Source organism: Methylobacterium sp. 174MFSha1.1, from assembly GCF_900116815.1.
GTDB lineage: Bacteria > Pseudomonadota > Alphaproteobacteria > Rhizobiales > Beijerinckiaceae > Methylobacterium.
In genome coordinates, this window is sequence record NZ_FPCB01000085.1 from 1 (window position 1) to 3,646 (window position 3,646).

At 68.2% G+C, this 3,646-nt stretch carries 4 protein-coding genes; all 4 read right to left on the reverse strand.

The window, feature by feature from the left end; all coding sequences use genetic code 11:
* Positions 1-112 precede the first annotated feature (112 nt).
* Positions 113-1,819: an integrase arm-type DNA-binding domain-containing protein gene (locus tag BM430_RS33650; protein ID WP_093571516.1), complete on the reverse strand. Its 1,707-nt coding sequence runs from the start codon at positions 1,817-1,819 to the stop codon at positions 113-115.
* Positions 1,820-2,119: 300 nt separating this feature from the next.
* Entirely contained in the window at positions 2,120-2,524 is a 405-nt protein-coding gene (locus BM430_RS35490; protein ID WP_244539795.1) for a hypothetical protein, read from the reverse strand.
* Between the two features lie 21 nt (positions 2,525-2,545).
* Positions 2,546-3,346 (reverse strand): hypothetical protein, encoded by an 801-nt coding sequence (locus tag BM430_RS33660; RefSeq protein WP_244539796.1) that lies wholly within the window; start codon positions 3,344-3,346, stop codon positions 2,546-2,548.
* Positions 3,336-3,536 carry a hypothetical protein gene (locus BM430_RS33665; RefSeq protein WP_244539797.1) on the reverse strand — a complete coding sequence of 67 codons (201 nt, stop codon included), beginning with the start codon at positions 3,534-3,536 and terminating at the stop codon, positions 3,336-3,338. The genes BM430_RS33660 and BM430_RS33665 overlap by 11 nt, the downstream gene beginning before the upstream one ends.
* Between the last annotated feature and the right edge of the window lie 110 nt (positions 3,537-3,646).

The window sequence follows — 3,646 nt, forward strand, 5'->3', positions numbered from 1 at the left end:
GGCATCCCCGATCACGGGCCACCCATCCCACCTCTCGCAGACTTGGTCAGGCAGACCTCACCAGCCTGACCGCCCGCGATTTTGCCCCGGTTACGGGGCTGCCGCCGCGCGGTTACGCCCCGGGATCGGTCTCTGGTCGGGTGGGGCGTATCGGGCGTTTCACCTGGGATCTCCGTCGACCGGCGTTAGTCGATTGCGTGGATCGCATCTCGGGATTCGGTGGGCAAGCCGGGGCTGCCGGCTCCGGCGGGTTATCCCTGGCCTCCTTCGGCTTCCGCTTCTCGGACGGCTTGCGCGGCGTGCGGGGAGGGGGCTCGGGCAGGGGGATCAGCGCCAGCGCGGCGCGCTCCCGCTCGTAGGCCTCCAGGACCGCGTCGACCCACAGGGCCATGCCCTCGGCCTTGAGGGCCATGCGCTGGCCTCGGTCGTAGTGGAGCCGGGTGACCGCGGCGACCTTCTCCTTCTCGCTGTCGGTCCTGTCCTCCTTATGCGAAAGGATGGCCGATGCCGCGCCGCCGAGCCGGCGGTCGCCGAGGAAAGACCCGAGCGTGCGACGGGCATCGTGCGGCGTCCATGGCTCGATTCCGTGCAGGGCTAGGAGATTGGTCCGCCCCGGCTTCGGGTCGCCGTATTGGTCGAGTCCCTCCATGCGCCAGAGCAATTTGTTGACTGCGGACTGGTGGGCGTGACCGTCGCCGCGGACGGACGGGCACGCCCACGGCGACGGCTCGTCGAGCTCGGCCCAGAGGCACTTCAGCATCGCCAACGCCTGCGGGGGAAGCGGCAGGGCATGGGGCCGGCTGCCGCTCTTGCCGCCCTTCATCTCGACGCCAGACCAATTCGCGCTGAGCCACCCCGGCATGCCGTCGATGGGGTAGAGGCGGTCGTGCCGCAGGATCGAGGTTGGGAAGGTCCGCTGGCCCGTCAGGACGGTCAGCCACAACATCGCCAGCGTGCCGGCACCGGTCGCATGCTCCGTCTGCCCGAGCGACCTGTGCCTCTCGGCGAGCGCCAGGGTGCGGGCGAGCTCGTCGACGGTGGGAACGTGCTCCCGCGTGCCCGAGGAGTATTCGATGCTCCACCGCAGCCACCACTCGTACTCGAAACCATCGAGGCCGGAAATGCCGGCGTTGTAGCGCCAGGCCCATGACATCGCCTCCTTGCCCTGCTGGACGACGCGGTGGGCGGCCGAGGCCGTGTTCGACTTCACGACTGCGTTCCGGACGCCCTCCAGGTCCTTGATGCGGATGTCGGAGACGAGCCGGTCGCGGATGCGGTCGAAAGCCTGGTGACGCAGGTAGCTCTCGTACTGCGTCCGGTAGTTCGCCTTCAGCTTCGGAAGCTTCACCGTGAGAAACTCCTCGACGAGGTCGCTCCAGAGCCAGGGCCCGTAAAGGCGCCGGTCCGCCTCGGTCTGCGCGGGCGTGTCGTCCACCGCCGCGGCGACCTCGGCGGACGCGGCCACGTCGGCTGTCTGCCCCATCGACGCCTCGAAGGCCGCGACCTGGCGCCGGGGGTCGCGGCCGCGCTTGAGCGAGATCTTCGCCAGGGCGGCCTGGTCCCGGGCCTGCTCGACCGTCAGCCGGTTGGCCTCGCCCAGCCGGATCGTCGCCTTCTCCGTCTTGAGCATGAACGTCGACGCCGTCGGGGTGACCCTCAGGATGAGGCCCGCGGTGTGGGTGTCGGCGAACTCGATTCCCCGCCCGGGGACCTTCCCCTGTTCGATCAGGTCCTCGCCGCGCTCGACGTGCTCGACCGCCAGGGCCACTCGCTTGCGCGTGTACGCCGCCGCCTTGGCCTTCGCCGCCGCCTTTGCCATGCCTCGCTGGCTCCCCGTTCGCGTGATACCAGCCTAATACCAGCCGCAGGGGTAAACGCTGCGCAACGAGGCTGGCTACGCAGGGAGGGGGATTTCCGCTGTATTCTCAATGCGGTGGTTAATGGAATGGGCCTGCATTCGGGGGTGAAATCCAGTCGAGGGACCAGCCTTCCAAGCTGAATACGAGGGTTCGATTCCCTTCACCCGCTCCAGCTTTTCTACCTTGCATCGCAAGGCCTTAGACTGCCCTACCGTTGGGCTCACGTTCCCCACGTTCCTCGCCGCGTTCCCTATGCCCGTTCAGGCCTCGTTCTGGCTCGCCCGGTGCATGAGCCTGAGGTTCGCGACGGCGCGCGATTTGCCCAGCCCGCCTCGCACGTAGCGGGCCGTGGTCGACGTCGTGGCGTGGGCCGCCACGGTCTTCAGCGAATCAAGATCCGCCCCCGCTTCGTCGCCCTCGGTGATTGCGCCGGCCCGGGCATCCATGTTGCGGACCTCGTCCGGGATACCCGCCGCCTGCGCGATCTTGCGCCACTCGCGGGTGAAGACCCACTCGGCGTAGGGCTTGCCGGTCGCCTCGTTGATGATGAGTGGGCCCACACGCCGGTCAGCCGGAACGTGCTTCAACAGGTCCAGGACGATCGGGCAGAGCTTGAGGTCGTGAGCAGCGAACGCCCCCGTCTTCGTCGTGGCCTTGCGAATCACCAGGTCTGCGGCGAGATCGGATCAGGTCAGACCGTTCTGCCAGCGCCGGCCGTTCATCACGATGCCGGCGGCCTTCTCCCCGGCCGGGATCGGCATCCACTCGCCGATCACGTCGCGCTGGCGCAACGCGGTCTCGAACTGGATCGCGGTGGCGAGCCCGAGCGAGAGCCGCCCCATCTCCTGCGCCTTGCTGGCGAACGCCTCGACGTGCGCCAGCTGCATCGCAATCCGCCGCCGGGCCGGCTGCGAGAACCGTGCCTGCGACAGCACCGTGTGCAGGCGCTGGCAGTCCGGCAACTCGTCCATGATGCCGTAGGCGAACAGCTCGCGCAGCTTCTTGATGATGCCGTAGGCGCGGCGAGTCCGTTCCGGGCCGCCAGGCTCCGCCGGCTTCTTCGCCTCGTTGTACCAGCGGCGGAAGTCCTCATTCTTGAGGTGAGCCAGCACCCGCTGCCCGAAGGCCTTCTCGATCAGCCGCAGGGTGCTCAGGTCCGTCCTCCGGGTGTTGTGCTTCATGTTGGTATTGAACGGGCTCGCCTCGTCGGTTTGATTCCGGCGGGAGAGGCTGAGCAGCGTCCCGTTGAACCGATTCGGATCGCGCTTGTGGCCGGACGACCATTCCAGCATCTCGGCCTGGAGCCGGAGGCAGGACGCCGAGAGTAGGGCCGCGTCGTCGGGCTCGTCGAGGCGATAGGGGAGGCGAACCGTTTTCGGCTCGTATCCCTGCTTCACGAGGTCGGCGCGTGCCACCCAGACCGGCACGTCCGGCCCGCCCTTCCGCGTTCGACGTTTCAGGCCCGGTGTCGGGAAATCAGAGGACATCGAGGTTCTCCACTCCGTCGGGCGCCATCACCTCGACGGTGGACAGACCGTAGCGCCGATCGAAGTAGGCTTGCACTGCCCGCCAGGGTCGACCGCCCATCAGCGGATCAACTTTCGGCAGGCCGTCTCGCTCGGGGATCTTCGCCTTCGCAGCCCACTCGCCCGGTGCCTGGCTGAGGCGGCGAGCCACCTCAGCCTCGCACGGTGTCAAACGGCATCGGAACGGGACCCCTAATCGGCGTCCAATCGGGCCCCCTTGTTGCGCGTAGCGCGACGCCCCTGCTCAGGCCGGCGAAGCGG

Excerpts from the sequence above, each read along its gene's own strand:
- BM430_RS33650 (WP_093571516.1), bottom strand. The coding sequence starts at position 1,819 with ATGGCAAAGGCGGCGGCGAAGGCCAAGGCGGCGGCGTACACGCGCAAG.
- BM430_RS33660 (WP_244539796.1), bottom strand. The coding sequence starts at position 3,346 with ATGTCCTCTGATTTCCCGACACCGGGCCTGAAACGTCGAACGCGGAAG.